Here is a 21713-nt window from a genome sequence, read left to right as displayed (position 1 = left end):
GCTCGCTAGGAGCCATTTAACGTAAAAGAAAACACTTCAGGAAATTAATGAACCATAATCTCGCCAGTCATCCCGGCTTCCAAATGGCCAGGAACAAGACAGGCAAAATCAACCGTCCCGGCCTGTGTGAACTTCCAGACAATCGCTGATTTTTGACCAGGCTGTAAGCTCACCATATTCGATTCATCGTGCTTCATGTTCGGCATGTCTCGCATCATTTTGGCGTGCGCCTGCATCGATTTTTTATCCCCGATCACAAATTCGTGAGGGATCTGCCCCGTGTTTGAGATAAAGAAACGTACAGTCTCTCCTGAATTGACCATAATTTTGGACGGTGCAAACTTCATCGCATCCGACAAAACCATATAAATGGTTCTGTTCACCTCTTCCGGATCACCTTTAACACCAACAGCCGATATATTAGCTGCCTGATACTTACTGTCATCGGAGTCATGGTGTGACATAGGTTGCGACATATGGCCTTGGCCAGCCATTACCGTTCCTGAAAAGCCAGAAATAAGAAGCAGACTAGCCAAAGTAAACTGTTTTTTTATCATGAATTATCCTCTCTTTTTTATAACCAAAAACGAACCCCAACGGTTGCCAAGGTATCGCCTGTTGCTTCACCCTCATCGCGTAATAACGATCGGGTATTTCCTGGCACTTTACAAGCAGCGGACTTTCAGCAATCTGACACCTAAATGACATTTTTGTCATCTTCCTCTTTTGAGCCATTTGGAGCGTTATACTCAAGTTAGAACAGTGCTAATCGGTTCGATTCGGCTCAAAAAAACGGATGATTGCTGAATAAAACTACTGACTTGACCCAAGTGCTACACACAGGTTTAGGCTAAAAGAAGATCCCTTTAAAGCGCCACGCCAAACAGTGCAATATTTAAAGAGCTTTACACCTAAGCGCTATATTTAAGAAAGGTAAGGAGTGTCACTTATGACTCATGAATTGAACCTACCGAATCAACCTGTTCCTTCTCAAAAAGGAACGGGCCATCATGAACCAGAGCGCCATGAAACAGAGCACAAAGCTCAGCAGCAAAACAACCAAACCACCCTTATGATCGAAGGCGCCGGTTGTGTCAGTTGTGTGGGTAAAATTGAAGGCGCGCTGAAGCAAGTGCCCGGTGTACAAAGTGCCAATATGAACTTTGCTGATCGTACCGTTTTGGTAGAAGGCGCCGTATCCCCTGATCAACTCATTCAAGCCGTACAGAAAGCGGGTTATCAAGCCAAAGCCAGTGCCAATAATGGAGTTGATACGCTCGAAGAGAAAGAAGAGGAAGACTTCAAGTACTACAAGCGACTGTTGCGTGACATGGCCATTGCCCTTTCACTAGGGATACCGCTTATGGCCTACGGTTTAATTACCGGAGAAATGTCGGTGAACACACCCACCGAGCGGGTAGTTTGGCTGATTGTCGGGTTACTTACCCTCTCAGTCATGATTTTCTCAGGAAAGCATTTTTATACCGGCGCCTGGAAATCCTTCAAGAACCACTCCGCCAACATGGATACCCTGATCGCCTTGGGAACCGGCACTGCCTGGCTGTATTCGATGGTCGTTGTGCTTTTCCCTGAGATTATGCCGAGCGTTGCCCGTCACGTGTACTTTGAAGCCACAGCGATGATCATTGGCCTGATTAATCTTGGCTTAGCCTTGGAACTCAAAGCCCGTGGCCGAACCTCCGAAGCCATCAAACGACTGATCGGCTTGCAGCCTAAAACTGCGCGCGTTGTACGCAACGGGCAGGAGATTGATATCCCCATCGAAGACGTAGTCATTGGCGATAACGTCCGGGTTCGCCCTGGCGAAAAAATCTCAGTTGATGGTGTGGTGATTGAGGGCCACACGGCCATTGATGAGTCCATGCTCACAGGTGAGCCCATTCCGGTTGAAAAACAACTGGGCGATGAAGTGATTGCAGGCACCATCAACAAAACCGGCAGCCTGATATTTGAAGCAACCCGTGTCGGTAAAGACACCGCGCTCGCTCACATCATCAACATGGTGAAACACGCGCAGAACTCAAAACCCCCGATTGGTCGTCTGGCCGATGTCATATCAACCTACTTTGTACCGGTGATCATGATCATCGCCGTACTTAGTGCCTTGGCCTGGTTGAACTTTGGCCCAGAACCATCGCTAGCCTTTGCTATTGTCTCTGCCACCACAGTACTGATCATCGCCTGCCCTTGCGCGCTAGGTCTTGCTACACCCATGTCGGTCATGGTGGGGGTCGGTAAAGCGGCTGAAGCTGGCGTTCTGATCCGAAATGGCGAGGCGTTACAGACCGCTTCAAAAATCACCGCGATGGTTCTGGATAAAACCGGCACCATTACACTTGGCGAGCCGAAAGTCACAGACATTGTGCTCACTTCGGATGAAAGCAAAGACACCGTTCTGCAACTGGCTGCCAGTTTGGAATCAGGATCAGAACACCCGCTGGCATTGGCGATTACTGAATCCGCCAAAGAAAAACAACTCGACCTGCTGACTGTCGACACCTTCAATACCATTGCTGGCCACGGCGTGGAAGCGACCATCACCGGCAAGCAACTGTTGTTCGGTAATGAGAAATTGATGATCTCCAAACACATCGAGATCGCGGCGTTTGTTGATCAAGCCCAATCATTGGCGGCAGAAGCCAAAACACCGATGTATTTTGCGGTCGATGGCAAATTATCCGCCATCATCGCCGTTGCAGACCCAATCAAAGAGGATTCCATTGCAGCCATTCAACGATTGCAGGCAAACGGAGTTCGCGTGGTGATGCTCACAGGCGACAACCGCAACACCGCCAAGGCTGTGGCAGAGAAAGTGGGTATCACCGAGTTTTATGCGGAAGTATTGCCCGAGGACAAAACCCAAAAAGTCCAAGCACTTCAAATGGAAGGCGAAATTGTCGGCATGACCGGCGATGGCATCAACGATGCTCCGGCACTGGCGATGGCTAATGTTGGATTTGCCATCGGAACAGGCACCGACGTCGCCATTGAAAGTGCCGACATTACGTTGATGCGCGGCTCCCTGCATGGTTTGGCCGATGCCATTGCGATCAGTAAAGCAACGCTCTCCAACATTAAGCAGAATTTATTTGGTGCGTTTGTCTATAACGCAGCGGGCGTCCCTATTGCTGCCGGCATACTCTACCCGGTGTTTGGCGTGTTAATGAGCCCGATCATTGCCGGTGCGGCGATGGCCTTCTCTTCGGTCACCGTCGTTTCAAACGCTAACCGTTTGCGCTTTTTTAAAGCAAACAAGAGTTAAAGCAAACAAACATTAAGGCCAACAGACACAGAAAATATGGGTATAGGAGTTAAAACCATGATGATTATCAATTTACTCGGCCTTGCACTGATAGCACTGATCATTTGGTGGTTTTGGATCTATCAGCCAAAGAACGAGTCCTTAGAGGCAGTTCAACATCAACCAATTAAAGTAGCAAACGGCGTCTACCAACCGGCGTTTGTCACGGTGCCAGCGAATCAAGAAGCCACGCTTTCGTTCATTCGTACCGACGAATCACCCTGTGCTGAAACACTGGTATTCCCTGAACTCAATATCAGTGAAACGTTGCCGCTGAATCACGTTATTGAAATCAAGTTACCTGCCCTCACACCTGGCAGTTATACATTTCACTGCCAAATGCAGATGTATCGTGGTCAGATTCGAGTTGAAGGAGAAAGCTAATGTCTCTCAAAAAAGTCACGGCAATTTTTGATGAGCTCCGTCTGCATGACGTTGAAACCGCCTTGCTTGATCTAGGAGTCGCTGGTTATACCGTTTACCCTGTAAAAGGCAGAGGAAAATATTACGATCACTTTAATGAAGGCCGCTTGGTCCCACATCTTCAAATGGATTTATACACCAACACAGAAAATGCAGAGACCATTGCGAAGTTAATCATGAACACAGCCCATGTCAATGCAGACAGTGAAGGGTTAGTCTGCATTAGCCCTGTGGACGAATTGTATTGGATTCACGGGCTTCGACCATCTTCCGAACAAGATTTCGATTTGAAGGGCTCAAGCACCCGCAATGACGTGGTATCACCCGATGAAAACTAAAAAATCGTTTTGGTTCTCACCAATGGGCCTGTTGGCTATTGCTTTATTGATCGCACTTGGAGGATTCCTACTCTTGGAGCACAGGCTACATGTCTATGAGTGGCTGCCAATCTTAGTGCTTCTGGCCTGCCCGCTTATGCATGTATTTATGCATAGAGGCCATCACAAACATAAATCGAATGATCAAGAAGAATAGCCAAGATTAATAACAGATTGTTGTTATTTGCTTAACTCTCGCGCCACTTTATAACGGCTTCTGTTGCTTCATTTGACGGCCTAGTAGACTTCGCATTACCAAGAGACACTTTCTTTATCAGCGATTTCTCTCATCTTACTTGAGAACTCAAGAATCTCTTCTTTGTTAAACCCACAATAGGTAGTTAAAGCATTCTCAGAAATGTTGGTAATTAATGCCGAACCACTTTGTATCAAATAAATTAGTTCACGTTCAGACAAAGTAATTTGTATTCTTTTCTCACTCATAAACAAAAAACTCTTCAATGATCATCAAGGTCATTATCTTTTAAGGTATTTTCAGGAAGGCTACTTATCATCCTCAGACTCATACGTCTCAATCTTGAGCGTCGCAGTGGCTACGCTCACCTCACAGAAAAACGACAGCAAACCGCCAGTAATTCCAAACATCGTCAGCATGAATAAGATGATGATTTCAGAACGTAAGTCATAGTCGATCAAGCCATTTAACAGTAACAACACGACGTCCAGACAGATAATCACCGCAGCGCCCGTTAAAAACGTAATGGACCAGTTAGCGAAACTCATGCGGCGCTTTAATGACGATAGTTCTCGCCTCACCGTTTTATTAGCGGTCAATTCTTTGGCCGTTAATTTCTGATCAATATGACGAGCCCGATCAATGATTCGAGCCAAGCGTCCTGTCACCGCATTCAAAATCTGGCCAATGCCCACAATCAAAAAAACCGGCGCTAACGCTAATTGGATCAGTTCAACAACGTTATCGGTTTGGACCAGCTCAATCGCCATGAAGAAGTGCCTTTTGGAATAAAGAAGAAGGAAGTGAGCATGATATGCGCTCTTCAAACATTTACCAATGATTGTTCACTAGCAAGGTGACAGCTATTCAAACGGTCCGCATCACTGCTCACAAAAGATATCTTCTTGGAAGTAAAGAGCAGACATTAGTTCAATGTCTGTCCCTTTTTCTGTCTTCTGGATTGACGCAACTGCGAGTGAGCTTGCTCTTCTTGAAGCAAACGAGAGGAATCAACCAATTCCAATGGTTCATTAAGATCTCGTTGCAACAGTCCATCGGACGTCATCGACAGATAACGCCCGCAACAGACACGTAAAAAGGAAGAGAAGTTGCTGATGTCGTGTTCTGCATCCATCGATTCCAAATAGAGTTTGGAAATCATCTGAGTCACGGTCATGCCATCTCGGCTCGCTAATTCTTCCAAAACATCCCAGAAGAAGTTTTCAAGACGTACCGAGGTGACCACCCCATCCACTCGTAACGAACGGGTTTTACTCACCCACAATGACTCATCGGCATTAATGAACAACTGACACACAGTCTCTTCCTTTTTGCAGTAAAACGATTAAAACAGCGCCGTGAATTGCTTCAAGAATTCAGGATGCGCCGGCCAAGCAGGAGCCGTCACCAACTGACCGTCGGTGATAGCTTGATCCATTTCCAGTGAAGCGTACTCGCCACCGGCCAAGGTCACCTCAGGCGCACACGCAGGATACGCGGAGACTTTCTTACCTTCAATCACCCCTGCTGCGGTTAATAGCTGAGCACCATGACAAATCGCCGCAATCGGTTTGTTATTGGTTGAAAACGTTTGAATGATTTCAATAACTTTTGAATTTAGGCGTAAGTATTCTGGTGCACGACCACCTGGAAGATAAAGGGCATCGTAGTCAGAAAGGTTGATAGAAGAAAAATCTGCGTTAAGCACAAAGTTGTGCCCGCGCTTTTCGGTGTAGGTTTGATCGCCTTCAAAATCATGAATGGCAGTTGCGATGGATTCACCGGCTTTCTTATCAGGACATACTGCATCCACTTCATGCCCCATTGCGATGAGCGCCTGGAACGGCACCATGTTTTCGTAATCTTCAACAAAATCGCCAGTGATCATTAATACCCGTGCCATTGTTTGCTCCTGTTGTTAACTGATTTAACTTGACTGATTCAATGTTCGGCCAGTCTAACAAGCCACCAATGGCAACGGGTCACAGCATAGTACTACATGAATGAATACTCAGCGCTGAACGGTAAATAATTAAGGTTCAACGATATTGAAAATCCCTTTTGGTTTATCGAAGAGGCGGAAGAAGTTAACCAAATCCAATTTACTGCCTTCGACTTCCAGATCATCAGAGAACAAGGTGTCTTTGATACCTGCTTCACCAATAGCCATATTTAAGAACAGTTCATGGGTCACTTTCAGAGTCGCATTGGCATCACTCACAGCAGGCGCCTGTTTATGATGAAGCACTGCATTCTCAATCCATAACACATAGTTCTCGTTCAGATCCGTAAAGGTGATGTTGATCTTGTAGTCTTCGTCGAAGGCCTCTGGTCCTATTAAACGCGCTGCCATAGAAATGAAGAAGTTTTCAACAGGCGCTTCTCGCAATACCCCTTTCATCATCGCAATGTTTACGCCTTGATCAGGTGCGCCATGACGCAACTCATAAGCTCCGGTTAGATAGACATCACGCCACGGGCCAGACTCCGACTGATAGCCCAGTTGATCATAGCTTTTGGCCAGCAATTCTTTTGCTTGCTCATTATTTGGTTCGGCAAAGACCAGGTGATTCAGTAGTTCTGCAACCCAACGATACTCGCCCTGATCGAATGCTGTCTGAGCCTTGGTTATGACTTGTTCTGCACCGCCCATTAACTCAACATATTTCACTGCAGACTGTTCTGGCGGAAGCGGGTCAAGGTGAGCCGGATTACCGTCATACCACCCCAGATAGCCTTGATAAACAGCCTTTGCATTATGTTTAACGGTGCCATAGTAGCCACGGTTAGAGAAGTTCTTCGCCAGAGTCGGAGGTAACTCTAATTCTTCCGCAATTTCATTAGGGGTGTAGCCCGCATTCAACATACGAACGCTTTGATCGTGAATGTATTTGTAGGTATCACGCTGGGATTTTAAGAAATCAACAATCATCTCTGATCCCCAGATTGGCCAATGATGGCTGCCAAAATAGAGATCACTTTGCTTGGCAATTGTTATCGCATCGTTGATGTAACCACTCCATTTGAGCGCATCGCGAACTTTGGCACCACGTAAGGTATAGAGGTTATGCATGTTACGAGACACCATCTCGGCACCACACCATGCCTTAAACTGCGGCAAATAGAAGGTAAACTCGGAAGGAGCCTCTGACCCCGACACCACTTGGAACTCAAAATCAACGCCATCAATAACGTGCTTTTCCGTGGCCTCTGAAATCACCAAGTTTGGTTCGAGAATACTGAAGGAACCAAATGCAGGCTCTTTCCCTAGCCCTGAGCCCACATGTCCACGTTCTGATTTAGGCAGTCGCTTACCGTACATAAACATTGAACGACGACCCATGGCCATACCCGCTACCACGTTTTCACTGGTCGCTTCTTCCATAAAGCCCGCAGGCGCAACAATCGGAATGGGCCGTTGTGCCAATTCATCGTGGGAAACAATGCCCAAGGCACCACCAAAGTGATCAATATGGGAATGCGTGAATAAAATTGCTGACACCGGACGTTTGCCCAGCTTCTCATTGACGAGATTGATAGCAACTTTTGCAGTTTCTTCCGTCGTTAACGGATCGACAATAATCCACCCCGTCTTTCCTTTGATGATGGTCATATTTGCCAGATCAAAACCACGAATCTGATAAATGTTTTCTGAAATTTGGTAAAGGCCGTGCAAATTATTTAGCTTTGTCTGACGCCATAAACTCGGATTCACCGTCGAAGGTGCAGCATCACTTATGAATTCGTAAGCCTGAGTATCCCATATCACATTGCCTTCCTTGTTCTTAACTTGAAGACCAGGAATCTTTGCGATGAAACCTCGTTTCGACTGGTCAAAGTCTTCGGTATCTTCGAACGGTAAGAACTCCAAAACGGATGCCTGTTTCGCTTTCGTAAACGATGACGCTGGAGTGAACCCAAGAGCATCCACCTCGTTACTCGCCACTGACTGAGGAGCACGCTCTACAGTATCCTGGCCACATCCCAACAGAGATGAGATCAAACCTAACGTTAAAACTGTTTTACTGACTGAATTCAAAACTTACCTCACTATCTGAAGCTACTGCTAATCACCTTATAGTATGTAAGTTCAATAGCCTTCACTGGTCATAACCTGCCAATGAGTTGTCATTTGAGGATGTTATAAGCGGTTTTGGAAGAAATCAGGACGTTTTACGATAAACCGAGGGTGCACAATCAAACCACCCCTGACATGCGCGAGTAAAATTGCTGACATCACTGAACCCAAGTTTATACGCAATTTCAGTGACTGGAAGTTCGCTGTTCTTTAGATAGAACTGCGCCAACTCTTTTCGCTTCTCACTCAAAAGGGCACGAAAGCTGGTCTGTTCTTCTTTCAAGCGACGACTGAGAGAACGTTCGCTCACTTCAAGCTGGGCGGCTATGTCTGCGAGACTCGGTTCCCCGTGGGTGAAAGCGGCATGAATGGCCTGCATCACACGATCTCGCCATGCCCCCTGCTTCATCGTTTCAAGATAATCCTGAATCACGGATTCCGAATACACCGCCATTCGGGAATCACTAAAGGCCGAGCTGGCTTCCAAAATGTCCCGTTTCATCCAAAGGCAGTTGGTGTCCGCATTAAACTTCACAGAGCACTGAAAAAACGTCTGCCAAGCCGTTTTGTTTTTGGGTTCCGGTTTGATTAGCTCAACGGAGTGGATGAAAGATCGACTGTTCAATACCTGCTCACAAAGCACCACCACACTGGCAAAAAACGCATCGATGGCTAAGGTGCTGATGACTACCCCTTCCAACGGTTGAATCTTAAAGCCTAAAAGATCGGGCGTGTGTTCTAACTCCACCAGCCCGGTATTGCTGATTAAGGAATAGTACTTCACTACTTTTTCAAAGGTTTCGGCAATGCTGTGACTTGTCATCATCAACATACCTAATGCTCTGAAATGTAAGGGGTTTACACAACTGCTTACGGTCAAACCAAATGCAGGATTTTGAGTTGCAACCTCAGCTAACAGCCACACCTGTGTCATCTGTTCGATAGGAATTCTGGCTTCCGGATTCAGCTGAATTGCCTCGTAATCCAACCCTGCTTTTGCTAACAACTCAATACCATCGATTCCAGATTTATCCAACGCTTTAACAATTGCTAAAGACCAAGAAGCCAGAGTCGAGTAATGCATATTCACCAAAATCCTAAAAAGATAACCAATCCAACAACTTAAAAACTCGTATTAAACAAACAAGCTACATATATTTTTTGAGCTAAATTGTAATTCTTCATCTACACTTTCAGAAATATAACACCTTTCAGCAACTAATTATCTAAAGGAAAACTTAAACAACAGGCGTTTGTTGGTCTAAGTACAAGGAGCTTAAAAGTTTGCAGAACATTAAACGCTTTCTCCCTTCGAAATTAAGCATCCGGCTGTTGCTTATTGTTTTAGTTATTAGTACCTGTATTACGCTGATTACATCGTGTTTTCTGCTCTATATTGATTACCAAAAAGATCTCAAAGCAATTCGTGAACACCAAGCCAGAATCCAGGAAGTTGACTTAAAAGAGTTAACCCTTGATCTATGGGAGTTTGACTGGCCCAAGGTCGAACTGAAACTCAAAGGCTTACTCAATTATCCAGAAATTAACTATGCGTATGTGGTGCTCAATGGCGGGGAACGGGTGTCCAAAGGCAACCCCAAGCGTCACGATTATTCTGAATTAATCGATTATCCCCTACTTTATAAGCAGAAGGAGCTGGGCACACTTTTTGTGCAAGTTGATTACAACTACGTCTACCAGCGTATTCTCGAAAAAGCCTTCAACATTCTGATGATTCAGTTTTTTAACACCTTTATGGTGTCCATTCTGATCATGATCCTGGTACACAGGTTGATTACCCGACACCTGATTACCTTGGCAAGTTACACCAGAAACCTTTCCTTTGACTCCCTCGACAGCGAACCCTTTGAACTTCACCGCACTCACCGGGAAGATGAACTCGAAGCCGTGACTACAGCCCTGAATAAAATGAAAGCTAATCTGAAGATGGAGTTTGAAAACCGGAAACAGATTGAAGTAGAACTGATCTCGGAGCGTTCACAACTGGCCGCCCTGAACAAAGCGCTGGAAACCAAAGTAACGGAACGAACGGCGGAATTACAACGTTCCAACAATGAGCTTTCTATCGCGCTCTCCAACGTAAACGCAATGATCGAACAACTTCAGAACACTCAAAAAGAATTAATCGTCAAAGAGAAAATGCTTGCCACCGGAGGCATGGTGGTTGGGCTCGCTCACGAACTGAATACACCATTGGGCGTGTGTAAAACCTCGGTCAGCGCCATTTCCGATTTCGTTGCTCAAATCCAGTCAGCCATTGATAACCAGCAACTCACCAAAGAGAATCTACAAACGCATTTAGGCAGTATTCAATCCCTGTCTGAAATGAGTGAAGATAATATTGATCGCATCAGCGCCATGATCAATACCTTCAAAGAACTTTCGGTCAAAGAAGATGTTATCGAAAGTATTGTGAAAGTGACCTTGCAAGAATGCTTTATGGACATCAATAAGTGGGCAGGTAGTAACTTACGCGGCGGGCTGACAATGCACATTGAATGTCCGGCTAATCTGGTCATAGAAACTTTTGAAAGCTCCCTGATGAAAGTACTGCAATCTTTACTTGAGAATGCCTCGCTCCACGCCTTTAGCCAGGATCAGGCAGGGAATATTTATCTCAAAGCTCGTCTTGGTGAAGACCAACATTCCATCATTCTCACTGTCAGCGATGATGGCATTGGGATCAAGCACGACGAACAATCAAGAATCTTTGAACCTTTCTACACCACCAAGCGAAACAAAGGTGGTCTTGGATTAGGGTTAAACATCGTTTACAACCTGGTCACCCAGGCACTCTCTGGCAGCATCCGCTGTATAGACTCCAAATATGGCGGGACATGCTTCGAAGTCACACTGCCTAAATCCCTATCCAAATCAGAAATGGGCAGCTATAAACAGAAAGTATCGAACGCCACTGAAGTATCAGGCCCCGAGATATAACGCCGAACGATCAACCGTCTGACCTGTCCAATATGTATACCACCGAAACTTAGACTGGGAGTTATCTCTCTATAAACAGCCCAATCTCTGTGTGATTCATGTTTTATAAGCTCTCGTGAGGCTCGTCATGTGCAGCATACCCAAACACCATCGAAGTCCTTTCTCCTCTCAGCGTTTCAATCAGGATGAATTGCCAACTCTGAGTGTTGAAGCCATGAAGCGATTTACAGAAACCGCCAATAAGGCCCAAGCGCAGAAGGAAGAAAGAGAAAAGGATAAACAACAGAGCATGCCCCCTTTGCCCCGATCCCAGTCATAATCGGACCTTTCTAAAAAGTCGTGCGGAAAGAGCTCACAAATGGCCATATTTGCCACTCTCGTGTCATCGATTTCATGTAACCATTACGGTTCAGGCCATTTAGGGCTAGATACTAAGCCGCCAAAGGCTCTCAGTAGAATAATTATAAAAATAACAGGACAACACTATGTCGAAATTGACCCGTTCAAAGAAATCGCTTGCCTTGATTTCCCTAGGGACACTTTGCAGTTCCTTCGCGATGGCAGATGCTGCAATCGAAACGTATCTCAACAGCTGGCAATACAAAGCACTTACGCTGCAAGCTGAAATCGATAAACACACACCGATGTCTGAAGCTACAATGCTGATGACTCACAATTCCTACAACTCAGATCATTACTCCAATCTGGGCAGTTACTACGATCCAAACCACATCCATTCCCTGACAGAGCAATTGGATATGGGCGTGCGCTTATTGGAATTGGATACCCACTGGTTCAGCAGTGAACTGATTGCATGTCACGGTACTGACGACCACACCGGCTGTAGTGAATTTGATGGCCGTACCGAAGAGCGCATCGGTGAAGTTAACACCTGGATTCGCAATCCGGCGCACAAAGATCAGGTAGTCTTCCTATACATCGAAGATCACATGGACAACCACTTCGCTGAAATGTCTACCATTCTGGATAAATACTTCGCGGATAAAATTTATCAGCCAAGCCAATGTGGCGAGAGTTTCCCGATGAATGTTAGCAAGGCTGACATCCTCAATGCAGGAAAACAAATCGTGATCTATGGCGATGGCAGTTGCTCTGGTTCTGAAGGAACCTCTTGGGCCAACTATGCATTCGGCCACTTGTTTACAACCAACAACAGTGAGCTTTCCCCTGCACCTGATTGTCAAAACGATCGCTTCAACCCGGACTTATTAAGCTCAACCTTTACCCGTGTATTTGAAGATTCAACAACACTGAGCGATTGGTTTGGTGATCCGCCAAAAGCCGTTGATGCCAACTACATGAAGACACTAACCGACTGTGCGGTTGGCGTTGTGGGCTTGGATCAACTGGATCATGATGACGCCCGTCACGGCGCTGCGATTTGGAGCTGGAACACCAACGAACCAAACAACGTTGGTAATGAAGACTGTGCAGAGCACAATGGTAATGGGCGTTTCAACGACCTGAGCTGTGATCAAACACGTCCGTATGTGTGTCTGGACTCTGCTGGTCAATGGCAAGTTTCATCGGCTTCTGGCCCGTGGGCTGAAGGTTTCAACGTGTGTTCCTCAGAGTTCAATGGCAGCTATGGTTTACCGAAGAACGGCTATCAGAACTATCTACTGAAACAAGCCAAAGGCAATCAATCAGCCTGGATCAACTACACAGACCAGGCAACCGAAGGCAAATGGGTTCAGGGTGACGCGCCTGCGATTAACCTGCCAACCGAAAGTTCACAAGTGGTGTATCGCCAACTTCGTAACGGTAAAGGCAAATGTTTGGATCTAGAAGGCCGTAGCACTTCAGTGGGTACACCAGTACACCAATGGAGCTGCCATACCGATCCTGCGGATATTGATAGTCAACTTTGGTATCAAGACGATTCTGGTCGTCTTCACAGCAAGCTCTACCCTAGCCGTTGTGTTGAAGCAGAAAACTCAGGCACCGGCGAAGGTACCGACATCATTCTTGCTGACTGCGACAGTGGCGCTAACCAGCAATGGCTTCGCAGCACCAACAACTCTTTGCGCCCTGCTCACGCAACAAACCGTGCCATGGACATCAGCGGTGGTGACAACAGTAACGATGGCAGCAACAGCCACCTTTGGACTTACCACGGCGGTAAAACCCAAATGTGGTACTGGTGGACGCCGGCTACTTATGACCGCTGGATTCCGGAAGAAGAACCAGCCGCAGGCACCTTGGTTCAAGGCAGCTGGAGCAACTCTGGTGGTCGTAGTATCAGCAGCAAAAACAACCCTCTGGTTGAGCTGATCATAGACCAGTCAGGCCCGGTTACGTTGGATCTGCGTTCTTCTCAGGATGCGTATCTTTACCTGCTTGACGTCAACGGCCAACAAATTGCTGCCGATGATGATGGCGGTGAAGGCTCTAACGCTCGCATCACCCTAAGCCTTGATGCAGGCATGTACATGTTAGTTGCAGCGACAGACAGCTCAGGTAAATCGGGTAACTTTGACGTACAAACCTCCTCAGGTCAGGTTAAAGCTTTTAACTATCAGCGTCTGAAAAACGGCAAAGGTTACTGTCTTGATCTTGAAGACGAAGGAACCTCTAACGGCACCGACGTACACCAGTGGAGCTGCCAGGGTGACGACTACCAAAAATGGTATCAGGACAGCCTGGGCCGTATTCACAGCAAAGCCGCTCGCTTTAAATGTGTAGACGTGTCTGGCGCAGGCACCAGCAATGGTTCAGACGTTCACCTATGGAGCTGTCATACCGGTAACAACCAGCGCTGGGATCGTGGCAACAGCAACTCCTTCCGCCCGAAACATGCGACCAGCAAAGCGTTGGACATCGACGGTGGAGACACCTGGAGCTACCGTGGTAGTGATGCTCATATCTGGGGTTATCACGGCGGAAAAACCCAACAATGGGTTTGGATTCAGTAAGATTCTCTGACGTTAAAACATAGAGACTATTGAACGAAAAGCACCTATTTGAAGTGATTCAGATAGGTGCTTTTTTTCTTTTCGCATTCGCTGTTGAAAATTAACAGACTATACTCAATAGCATCTAAAGGACGGATTCAAACAAGGATAAAGGACGGATGTTGATAGACAGGCGGTTGGTAAAGGATAAGCCAACAAAGCAGTATCTATGCTGCTTTTTTATATTGTCTGTACTGCTTTACTGTCAATGTCTACCTTCAGCACAAGCCGACGAAGACACGTGTCTTATTAACTTCGGACAACAACAATGTGGCCCGTTTGAAGCGCTCCCTGGCGTTATCATCAAGGCTGTTCTCTCAAAACAACATCTACAGGAACGTCTCAACCGTCAGGTCACTCAGTTGGCAATGCTAGGTGAAGCCAATCTGTATCTGATGCCATCGGACAATCCTCGTCAGGACGCAGAAGCGCTTTCCCGAGAAGATGGCATACTCTACGCGCAACCAGACATCGTTCAGCCCCGTTCCCTGCATGGCTATTCTTCGGAGACTGATTTTACCGCCACGTTGCCTGCTGCCTTAAGAGCCAATAAAGGGGAAGGAATAAAGGTAGCGGTGATCGACGATGGATTTAATCTGGAACATGAGGATTTGAAGGGAGCGACTGTCGGCTTTAGTTACGATGCGGATCTCAAACAACTTGGCGCGACTCCTCAGGTACGCGGAGACCGGCATGGCACACAGGTTGCCGGTGTTGTGGTGGCCCAGCATAACGGACTAGGTATTGACGGTATTGCCCCGAGGGCAACGTTGATACCAATCCGCCAGGCTAGTACACGAACGTCTGACACAGTCCTTTCTTTCACCGTAGCCAATTTAGCGGGAGCTGACATCATTAACTGCAGTTGGAATTCCCGAGTATTAATGGAACCGGTCAATGATGTTATTCAATACCTCACGCAGCACGGCAGGAACGGTCGCGGTAGCATTATTATCTTTGCGGCAGGAAATGAGGGACAACCTATCAAACCCGGCAGTAAAGAATCAGCGATCAACACAGTCATTACGGTGGGCTCTCAGCTAAAAGGAAAAATAGCCCCTTACAGTAATTACGGCGAGAGGGTTGACCTTTATCTTCCTGGACAGATTCGTACAACTTATCACCAGGGTTATGGTTGGTTTAACGGTACATCGGCATCTGCGGCGATGGCGAGCGGCTTGTCAGCATTACTGTTAGCCAGCAATCCAACGCTGACGCTGAAAGAGTTACAAGAAACACTGGTTGCTCGTTCAAAAGAGATCTGGCCACTGTCTGCCACTCAAGCAGACGCTCAGAAAGATTAGTCATATAAAAAGCCAAAGAATTGGAGAATGGAAATGAGGTATAGATTTTTGGCTTCTTGGGTATGTTTGCTGTGGCATTGCCTGGGGGGACAAATCGCTTTTGCAGAAGGTGCGGTGACGGTGGAAACCTTCAAAGCGCTGCCAAGCATTCGGGAAAATGATATCCAGATTACTGAATATCAAGAAGTCGAAGGGCTATATCTGGTTAACGGACTGCGTCTGAATCAGCGAGGAAAGATGGTACCAGTCAGCTTTTCTGTGAGTAGCGATCTGCGTTATACCTTTCTGGGCAAAGTGATCGATAACCAGTCGGGAAAAGGTGTGTATGTTCGAAAACCCTTAACGACTTACACAGATCAAGCGTCTTTCTCGCAGGGCGACGGAAGCGAAGCCTATTATATCTTTACCGATATTGAATGTGCCTGGTGTACCAAATTGGAAGCAGAACTGATCAAGCGCTCTCTCCCAGAAACAGTCTCTCTTCACTACTTCCTGTATCCACTTCAACAAACTGAAAGTGGAATAGACAAAAGTTACTTTGTACTTGCCCAAAATCGGTCGCAACGTCTGGATGTTATGCGTCGCATAATGCTGAACAAGGATAAGGAATATCAGCACAAAACGTTTGAAGAGAGCGAACGTCGCACCTTTGACTCTCAGAACGCTCAAGTCACTGAAATTGCCAAAGAACTGAGTGTCAGGGGAACACCAACGATTTTTGATAAAGAAGGAAATCGATATACCTATAAACAACTGTTGGCCATGCTATGGAAAGATACGCCGGAGAATGACAAAACGTCCAATAGCAACACATTTAATAGCAAGACATTGAATAGCAAGGAACGGAGTGTCGCTGAAAAATGACTCAACAAACATCAGAGGATCAGTTTGATCTGCGCTCGGTATACAGTGATAACCTTCCCCAGATTTTAAAAGTACTCAACATATCTCTGGTTATCACCAGCTACCAAGCAGGACAGTTAATCCTTATCCGCAGTGACGGTGACACTGTCACCACGTGTTCCAAAGAATTCCCTCGACCAATGGGAGTATATGCAGACCAGCACCACCTTACCTTGGGCACGGCTACTCAGGTCATTGATTTCCAACGCTGTGATGGCCTTCTCGATCAGGTTCGCTCCGGCTATCTGGATAACGAACAGGAGCTCACCAAAAAAATTCTTGAAAAAGATGAGAAGGCTATGGAGGCTTTTTTGAATGAGCGGCGGAAGACAATCAACCAGGTGAAAAAAGCCAATGCGCTTTATCTTCATCGCGCAGCAATCACGACCGGCATGATCAACATTCATGACATTGCCTGGGGCGATGAAGGTCTGTGGGTAGTCAACTCCACCTTTTCCTGCCTTGCCACTCTCGCCCCGGATAGTAGTTTCATCGCTCGCTGGAAACCTCCTTTCATTAGTGAACTGGTACCGGAAGATCGATGTCACCTGAACGGAATGGCAATGCGAGATGGAAAACCACGCTATGTGACAACCTTCAACAAAGAAAACCGTCGGGACTCTTGGGCGGAGGAACAACAATTTGATGATGGTACGCTGATTGATGTCCAAACCAGCAAGATATTGGTCGACGGCATGATAATGCCCCATTCACCTCGCTATCACGAGGGCAAAATCTATGTCTGCGAATCAGGGCGTGGCCTTGTCTGGCGTGTTGATCCTGAAAGTGGTGCCAAAACACAGATGATCCAACTACCAGGCTTTCTCAGAGGTATGACATTTCTGGACGACATCATGCTCGTGGGCCTCTCCCGCGTCAGGGACAGTGACTCTAACAAAGACATGCCCCTTCGTCAGGAAGGAATTGAAACGGTCAGTGGTGTTTGGCTAATCAATCTGAATGACGACAGTGTCATCGCCTACATCAAATTTGAGGACGACGTAGACCAGATCTATGACATAGGAATCATTCCGAACGGAAGCTTTCCCGAGCTGCTCGATGTAAATAACCCGCTTATACGGCACTTATACGATTATGCGGAAGATCTAATGTGAAAAAGCGAACAATGATTATCAAATTCATTTATCGCGCATTAGCTAAGCAGACTCTGAAAATCTGGACTAAACCTATATAAACACCAAAACACTGGTAATGGACATCGATAAGCCAACTCATGGTTATCGCGAGGAGACAGGATGTTGTTCACTCGTTTGGAAACTCAGGTACCGTTGGATGACCTGAAAAAGGACGTTCAGACTTTAACAGATGCCAACTGGATCCCTCACGTTAATCAACGTGATTATTGCGGGAGCTGGGATGTTTTACCCTTGCGTAGTCTGGCGGAACATAAAGATGCTCATCCTATTCTGCAAGGCTTCGCCATCCAATGCGGTGAAGACTGGGTAGACCTCCCTATTCTTGAGCGACTACCGTCGCTCAAAGGACTTCTGAATCGGCTTCAATGCCCTATCAAATCAGCGCGTTTGATGCGTCTTCATGGCGGGTCAGAAATTAAACCTCATCGCGATCATGGGCTGTCTTTAGCATTCGGCGAAGCCCGTCTCCACATTCCTATTGAAAGCAACGAACGACTAGAGTTCTGGATCAATGATCAACAAGTTCCAATGCAAGAGGGAGAAATGTGGTACCTCAATGTTGACCAAACTCATCATGTTATTAACAGAGGGAGCCAGAGCAGAATCAATCTGGTGATCGATTGCGTAGCCAACGACTGGCTCCTTCAAAAAATTCAGGGACATCTACAGGAAGCGTAATGATGAGAATCGAGCCCCGATCAAAAGATGCGGATATTAAGCCCTCTCTGTTGCCCGAGCACCCAGTGATTCAACATAGCAGACCACTGATAGAGTCCTCCCCTGATGCAGGCTTTGCCAAACCACACATAGATGCTCTGGTCCAGGCTCTGGCGAAAATCACCGGTATCTCTGCCAATGATACTCTAGACACGCTGGGAGAGACCTTAGATTCTGGCATTGCTCTGTCGCCAGTTCAGGCAGCCAAATGCCTTCAGGATCTAATGCGAACCCACAGCTTTATGCGAGGCGTTGCAAGGGCCATTCAGGATCAGTTGAAAGAAAAAGAGCAAGTCGAGATTCTCTATGCTGGAACGGGTCCATATGGATTATTGTTGTTACCAGTATTGGCTTGCTTCAAGGATCACCGCATTCAGGCTACCTTGATTGATATTCACAACGAAAACATTGACGCGGTCAAACGTGTCGTAGCAACGCTAGAGCTTGATCAATACATCCGCTCGATTGAACTGGCAGATGCCTCACAATGGCTTCCGCCAGGAGAACAAAAATTCGATATTATTCTTTCGGAGACGATGAACTGGATGTTGAAGAACGAACCTCAGGTTCTGATTTTCAGTCATCTGGTTAAATACCTTCGGGATGAACAAAGTACTCTGATACCCCAGCAAGTGGTGCTGGATGCCTGCGTGTATAACGCAAGGCATGAAACGGATTACAAACAAGGGTTAATGGAAAAAACCGAGGCAACAGACTTGGGCCTATTTGGCTGCCTCAACCGTGAATCCGCCACGGCAATTGCTGCCGGCAATTTAACCTTACTGGATGGAGAAATTCATATTCCCTCTCCCCTACCAGTAGACCATAATCATTTGAAATTACGCACCGAAGTTCAGGTATATCAAGACTTATGGTTACGGGATGGTGAATCCAGCCTCAGTTTGCCTCTGTGCTTCGACCATCGGCATTTCCAGCCCGGTGACACCCTTCGATTAACGTATCAATACGGAACCGTAAATGGCTCGCCGCCTGGGTATTCTGTACTCTTTCCCGAGCGATCCAAAACAGTCGAAGAACCAGTTTCAAGCGATGAGTTGGGCGCACTGGGCATCAGGCATTTAAAACGCCTATGGCATAAAGCCCAATTGGACAAAGTCGGCCGCCTGAATCGAGAAATCAGAAATAATGAGTGGCTACTCGATCGATCACTCATTGATCTCCTGGAAGTAGGATTGGAAGAGTGCCTCTGTTTTCTATACCAAACTGCAAAGGACTACGACAGCTTTGAACGTTGGTTGCTTGAAAAAAATGGCGGGAAGATAGAGCCCCATCGAATTAATGAAATCAATCGCTATTTATCAACAGATTCAACCTCTGAACCCTCCAAAACCTGTCGTTATTTAAGTGAAGAACAAAAATCTTTCTGGCAACAAAACGGTTATCTGGTGGTTGAAAATGTTCTCGACAAAGCTCAATGCCAGGCTTCGGTAGAGGCAATCTATCGTTTTTTAGAGAAACACCCAGAGCAACCGGACACTTGGTATAAACACCATTCAGCCCAACAAAATATTATGGTGCAGCTATTCCGGGATCCGGCACTTGATGCCAACAGGAAATCCGAAAAAATTCGCCAAGTCTTTGCGGATTTATGGCAATCGGAGAATCTACACAGTTCTACAGACAGAGTAGGATTCAACCCTCCGGAAACCCCTACCCACCAATTCAATGGAACCCGCCTGCACTGGGATCTTAACTTTTCAGAGCCACTGGTATTTGGCATTCAAGGAATGATCTACCTGACAGACGTTGCTGAGAATCAAGGCGCATTCCGTTGTGTTCCGGGCTTCCATCATAAGTTAGAGCAATGGTTAGCAGGACTGCCAGAAGGCGCAGATCCAAACCAACAGGATTTATCAGGGCTTGAGGCTCGTTATGTGTCAGCTCCGGCAGGATCTTTAGTGGTATGGCATCAATTTTTGCCTCATGGAGGGAGTCCGAATAACGCTCTGCACCCTCGAATTGTCCAGTATTTGACGATGTATCCGTAAAACCGAATCACCAAAACCGAATCACCAAAATCGGGGCAACCAAAGATAAGGACACCATAAGGCGATACCGTTGTTAGCTTCTATACTTTGAGTTACGCAACATTAATCATCAGCAACACCATTTGATTTTAGTCTGTTGAAACCAAAACAGACGTTTAGGACTTACTGCAACATCAGTTAGCCAAAGGGAGAGTAAGGATTATGGCAATAGAAGGATTGAACTTAAGTAAGGGACTGGGTATTCGTCCCTCCACCCCCTCTGATAAACCATTTCTTGAAAAGTTACACAACAGTACTCGTGATGACTTGAAGATGATCGATGGAGAGAAAGATTTTGTTGAGTCTTTCATCCAAATGCAATACCAGGTTCAGACCGAAGGATACGGTGACAAATTCCCGAATGCGATGTACTTCATCGTTGAAAAGTTACAAGAGCCCATAGGTAAGGTGACAATTGATTTCGGACAGAATGAAATTCGTCTTGTTGATATCGCATTTATACCACTGGCAAGAGGTAAAGGTTATGGTGAAGCGGTATTAAGCTGCCTACAGCAAGCTGCGGCACAGGCCGGAGCGCCGCTGACATTGTCCGTTTTTTCAGGCAATGTGTTTGCAAAAAATCTCTACCTTAAAATGGGGTTTGTTGTCGAACAGGTGACGCCACCCTATGAGTTTCTTGTGTGGTATCCGAAACCTGCACGAGTGATTGTTTAGGGACTGTGAAAATTTCATTTTATAACGGCATGAAATGATCTAAATGATCAATGAAAGCAGAATCAGCGAAGCCATTTTGACATGACAGGATAGCCTCCGGATTGATCAGGAGATTGGGTCAATCCCCAGTAAACAAGCAAAGGGATACCAAACCCCTGGCCGCGCTCAAAAACTTCGATGTAATGCTGAGAAGCTCCCTTGTAGCCATCAGGATGAAACAGGACGTTCGCTGAAATATCCAGCGTTAAATGGGCTGCCCAGGACCAGGCAATAGCGGCCATTTCCTCTCCAGGACCGTGACCGCACTTGTGGACATCCCCTGTTAATTTGCTTCTTTCATCGGGAGCCGTTACTGCAATGTGACCTGCTTCGTGAAGTAAGTCTCCCGGGTACATGAGCTTATCCAGGTCAACAATCAGCTCTCCTTGTCGAATCAGTAGGCCGGGAAGAAAGGTGGTTTCATTCAGTGGAGAGAATTGGATTTTGATTCCGAGATGTTGCAGAAATGTCGTGATTCGGTTGGTGATATCCATTGTCATGAAATTGAGCTCCTTGAGTACTATTTGAATATAGATCG

At 46.4% G+C, this 21713-nt stretch carries 20 protein-coding genes; 12 read left to right on the top strand and 8 right to left on the bottom strand.

All coding sequences use genetic code 11. The annotated features are described in order from the left end of the window. Nucleotides 1-44: 44 nt before the first annotated feature. A complete protein-coding gene (locus tag QQL66_RS03725; protein ID WP_284378900.1) occupies nt 45-557 on the bottom strand; it encodes a cupredoxin domain-containing protein in 513 nt (170 codons plus the stop codon). A gap of 392 nt (nt 558-949) precedes the next feature. Between QQL66_RS03725 and QQL66_RS03720 the strand changes: the two genes are divergently transcribed. The 4 genes from QQL66_RS03720 to QQL66_RS03705 are packed head-to-tail and all read left to right on the top strand — an operon-like array spanning nt 950 to nt 4279. After that, the gene (locus QQL66_RS03720; protein ID WP_431356880.1) at nt 950-3283 is read left to right on the top strand and encodes a heavy metal translocating P-type ATPase; all 2334 of its coding nucleotides are present in this window, start codon (nt 950-952) and stop codon (nt 3281-3283) included. Between the two features lie 57 nt (nt 3284-3340). Then, nucleotides 3341-3706 carry a cupredoxin domain-containing protein gene (locus QQL66_RS03715; RefSeq protein WP_284378898.1) on the top strand — a complete coding sequence of 122 codons (366 nt, stop codon included), beginning with the start codon at nt 3341-3343 and terminating at the stop codon, nt 3704-3706. Further along, entirely contained in the window at nt 3706-4083 is a 378-nt protein-coding gene (locus tag QQL66_RS03710; RefSeq protein ID WP_284378896.1) for a P-II family nitrogen regulator, read from the top strand. The genes QQL66_RS03715 and QQL66_RS03710 overlap by 1 nt, the downstream gene beginning before the upstream one ends. Next, a complete protein-coding gene (locus QQL66_RS03705) occupies nt 4055-4279 on the top strand; it encodes a DUF2933 domain-containing protein (protein ID WP_348524831.1) in 225 nt (74 codons plus the stop codon). The genes QQL66_RS03710 and QQL66_RS03705 overlap by 29 nt, the downstream gene beginning before the upstream one ends. Before the next feature lie 95 nt (nt 4280-4374). Here the strand turns inward: QQL66_RS03705 and QQL66_RS03700 are convergent, their stop codons facing one another. The 6 genes from QQL66_RS03700 to QQL66_RS03675 all read right to left on the bottom strand — a co-directional run bounded on the left by QQL66_RS03700 (nt 4375) and on the right by QQL66_RS03675 (nt 9480). Further along, nucleotides 4375-4566, bottom strand: coding sequence for a hypothetical protein (locus QQL66_RS03700; protein WP_284378894.1), 192 nt, complete (start codon nt 4564-4566; stop codon nt 4375-4377). A gap of 60 nt (nt 4567-4626) precedes the next feature. After that, a complete protein-coding gene (locus QQL66_RS03695; RefSeq protein ID WP_284378893.1) occupies nt 4627-5088 on the bottom strand; it encodes a DUF2721 domain-containing protein in 462 nt (153 codons plus the stop codon). A 155-nt stretch (nt 5089-5243) separates the two neighbouring features. Further along, the gene (locus QQL66_RS03690; RefSeq protein WP_284378891.1) at nt 5244-5636 is read right to left on the bottom strand and encodes a ribbon-helix-helix domain-containing protein; all 393 of its coding nucleotides are present in this window, start codon (nt 5634-5636) and stop codon (nt 5244-5246) included. Between the two features lie 27 nt (nt 5637-5663). Next, complete coding sequence (locus tag QQL66_RS03685) at nt 5664-6221, bottom strand: DJ-1/PfpI family protein (protein ID WP_284378890.1); 558 nt, start codon at nt 6219-6221, stop codon at nt 5664-5666. Nucleotides 6222-6350: 129 nt separating this feature from the next. Next, nucleotides 6351-8357 carry an alkyl/aryl-sulfatase gene (locus tag QQL66_RS03680; RefSeq protein ID WP_284378888.1) on the bottom strand — a complete coding sequence of 669 codons (2007 nt, stop codon included), beginning with the start codon at nt 8355-8357 and terminating at the stop codon, nt 6351-6353. Nucleotides 8358-8481: 124 nt separating this feature from the next. Continuing rightward, nucleotides 8482-9480 carry an AraC family transcriptional regulator gene (locus QQL66_RS03675; protein ID WP_284378886.1) on the bottom strand — a complete coding sequence of 333 codons (999 nt, stop codon included), beginning with the start codon at nt 9478-9480 and terminating at the stop codon, nt 8482-8484. 200 nt (nt 9481-9680) lie between these two features. Between QQL66_RS03675 and QQL66_RS03670 the strand changes: the two genes are divergently transcribed. From QQL66_RS03670 to QQL66_RS03635, 8 genes are all read left to right on the top strand, one after another. Continuing rightward, nucleotides 9681-11357: a sensor histidine kinase gene (locus QQL66_RS03670; RefSeq protein WP_284378885.1), complete on the top strand. Its 1677-nt coding sequence runs from the start codon at nt 9681-9683 to the stop codon at nt 11355-11357. A gap of 485 nt (nt 11358-11842) precedes the next feature. Next, nucleotides 11843-14293: a ricin-type beta-trefoil lectin domain protein gene (locus QQL66_RS03665; RefSeq protein WP_284378883.1), complete on the top strand. Its 2451-nt coding sequence runs from the start codon at nt 11843-11845 to the stop codon at nt 14291-14293. A 158-nt stretch (nt 14294-14451) separates the two neighbouring features. Beyond that, complete coding sequence (locus tag QQL66_RS03660; RefSeq protein ID WP_284378881.1) at nt 14452-15636, top strand: S8 family peptidase; 1185 nt, start codon at nt 14452-14454, stop codon at nt 15634-15636. A 33-nt stretch (nt 15637-15669) separates the two neighbouring features. Next, nucleotides 15670-16500: a thioredoxin fold domain-containing protein gene (locus tag QQL66_RS03655; protein ID WP_284378879.1), complete on the top strand. Its 831-nt coding sequence runs from the start codon at nt 15670-15672 to the stop codon at nt 16498-16500. Next, the gene (locus tag QQL66_RS03650; RefSeq protein ID WP_284378878.1) at nt 16497-17654 is read left to right on the top strand and encodes a TIGR03032 family protein; all 1158 of its coding nucleotides are present in this window, start codon (nt 16497-16499) and stop codon (nt 17652-17654) included. The genes QQL66_RS03655 and QQL66_RS03650 overlap by 4 nt, the downstream gene beginning before the upstream one ends. A gap of 141 nt (nt 17655-17795) precedes the next feature. Beyond that, the gene (locus QQL66_RS03645) at nt 17796-18374 is read left to right on the top strand and encodes an aspartyl/asparaginyl beta-hydroxylase domain-containing protein (protein WP_284378875.1); all 579 of its coding nucleotides are present in this window, start codon (nt 17796-17798) and stop codon (nt 18372-18374) included. After that, nucleotides 18374-20422 (top strand): phytanoyl-CoA dioxygenase family protein, encoded by a 2049-nt coding sequence (locus QQL66_RS03640; RefSeq protein WP_284378873.1) that lies wholly within the window; start codon nt 18374-18376, stop codon nt 20420-20422. Before QQL66_RS03645 ends, QQL66_RS03640 begins: the two co-directional genes overlap by 1 nt. Before the next feature lie 201 nt (nt 20423-20623). Beyond that, a complete protein-coding gene (locus tag QQL66_RS03635; RefSeq protein WP_284378871.1) occupies nt 20624-21136 on the top strand; it encodes a GNAT family N-acetyltransferase in 513 nt (170 codons plus the stop codon). Between the two features lie 62 nt (nt 21137-21198). Here the strand turns inward: QQL66_RS03635 and QQL66_RS03630 are convergent, their stop codons facing one another. Further along, nucleotides 21199-21675 carry a hypothetical protein gene (locus QQL66_RS03630; RefSeq protein WP_284378869.1) on the bottom strand — a complete coding sequence of 159 codons (477 nt, stop codon included), beginning with the start codon at nt 21673-21675 and terminating at the stop codon, nt 21199-21201. Nucleotides 21676-21713 lie beyond the last annotated feature (38 nt).

Origin of the sequence: Litoribrevibacter albus (assembly GCF_030159995.1) — a bacterium.
GTDB lineage: Bacteria > Pseudomonadota > Gammaproteobacteria > Pseudomonadales > Litoribrevibacteraceae > Litoribrevibacter > Litoribrevibacter albus.
This window is presented reverse-complemented; position numbering and strand designations above follow the sequence as displayed.

Coding starts and splice junctions, on each gene's coding strand:
- QQL66_RS03635 (WP_284378871.1), top strand. CDS start 20,624: ATGGCAATAGAAGGATTGAACTTAAGTAAGGGACTGGGTATTCGTCCC.
- QQL66_RS03645 (WP_284378875.1), top strand. CDS start 17,796: ATGTTGTTCACTCGTTTGGAAACTCAGGTACCGTTGGATGACCTGAAA.
- QQL66_RS03705 (WP_348524831.1), top strand. CDS start 4,055: ATGACGTGGTATCACCCGATGAAAACTAAAAAATCGTTTTGGTTCTCA.
- QQL66_RS03695 (WP_284378893.1), bottom strand. CDS start 5,088: ATGGCGATTGAGCTGGTCCAAACCGATAACGTTGTTGAACTGATCCAA.
- QQL66_RS03630 (WP_284378869.1), bottom strand. CDS start 21,675: ATGACAATGGATATCACCAACCGAATCACGACATTTCTGCAACATCTC.
- QQL66_RS03650 (WP_284378878.1), top strand. CDS start 16,497: ATGACTCAACAAACATCAGAGGATCAGTTTGATCTGCGCTCGGTATAC.
- QQL66_RS03655 (WP_284378879.1), top strand. CDS start 15,670: ATGAGGTATAGATTTTTGGCTTCTTGGGTATGTTTGCTGTGGCATTGC.
- QQL66_RS03685 (WP_284378890.1), bottom strand. CDS start 6,221: ATGGCACGGGTATTAATGATCACTGGCGATTTTGTTGAAGATTACGAA.
- QQL66_RS03665 (WP_284378883.1), top strand. CDS start 11,843: ATGTCGAAATTGACCCGTTCAAAGAAATCGCTTGCCTTGATTTCCCTA.
- QQL66_RS03640 (WP_284378873.1), top strand. CDS start 18,374: ATGATGAGAATCGAGCCCCGATCAAAAGATGCGGATATTAAGCCCTCT.
- QQL66_RS03720 (WP_431356880.1), top strand. CDS start 950: ATGACTCATGAATTGAACCTACCGAATCAACCTGTTCCTTCTCAAAAA.
- QQL66_RS03715 (WP_284378898.1), top strand. CDS start 3,341: ATGATGATTATCAATTTACTCGGCCTTGCACTGATAGCACTGATCATT.
- QQL66_RS03710 (WP_284378896.1), top strand. CDS start 3,706: ATGTCTCTCAAAAAAGTCACGGCAATTTTTGATGAGCTCCGTCTGCAT.
- QQL66_RS03675 (WP_284378886.1), bottom strand. CDS start 9,480: ATGCATTACTCGACTCTGGCTTCTTGGTCTTTAGCAATTGTTAAAGCG.
- QQL66_RS03660 (WP_284378881.1), top strand. CDS start 14,452: ATGTTGATAGACAGGCGGTTGGTAAAGGATAAGCCAACAAAGCAGTAT.
- QQL66_RS03700 (WP_284378894.1), bottom strand. CDS start 4,566: ATGAGTGAGAAAAGAATACAAATTACTTTGTCTGAACGTGAACTAATT.
- QQL66_RS03725 (WP_284378900.1), bottom strand. CDS start 557: ATGATAAAAAAACAGTTTACTTTGGCTAGTCTGCTTCTTATTTCTGGC.